At 65.7% G+C, this 435-nt stretch carries 1 pseudogene; it reads left to right on the top strand.

Annotated features, from left to right (window positions below):
* A pseudogene (fadH, locus tag RNB18_RS52400) lies at positions 1–335 on the top strand (NADPH-dependent 2,4-dienoyl-CoA reductase); the annotation flags it as partial.
* Positions 336–435 lie beyond the last annotated feature (100 nt).

Raw genomic sequence — 435 nt, 5'->3', positions numbered from 1 at the left:
AGGGCGCACAGGGCCGCAACCTCGGTAAGACCAGCGGCTGGGTGCACCGGGCCTCGCTGAAAGCCAAAGGGGTACATCAGCTTTCCGGGGTGAACTACGAGCTCATCGATGACGAGGGGCTGCACATCAGCTTCGGCTCCGAACACCGCGATCGACAGGTGCTCCCCGTCGACAACGTGGTGATCTGCGCCGGGCAGGAGTCGGTCCGCGATCTCGAGGATGCGTTGCGCGGTGCCGGCATCGAGCCGCACATCATCGGAGGCGCCGCTGTCGCAGCCGAACTCGATGCCAAGCGGGCGATCCGTCAGGGCACCGAGTTGGCCGCTCGCCTGTAGGCCACCCTGCAACGCGAGCGACCGCGTCTGTACGGAGACACGCCGTATTTCTTGGCATTTTGCGGTCGCTCACGGTGCCGGCATCAGGCCTGCTTGAGGG

The sequence above is a fragment of the Streptomyces doebereineriae genome, assembly GCF_031845645.1.
GTDB lineage: Bacteria > Actinomycetota > Actinomycetes > Streptomycetales > Streptomycetaceae > Streptomyces > Streptomyces canus.
The sequence above is the reverse complement of the archived record's forward strand: the minus strand, read 5'-3'. Positions and strand labels throughout refer to the sequence as shown.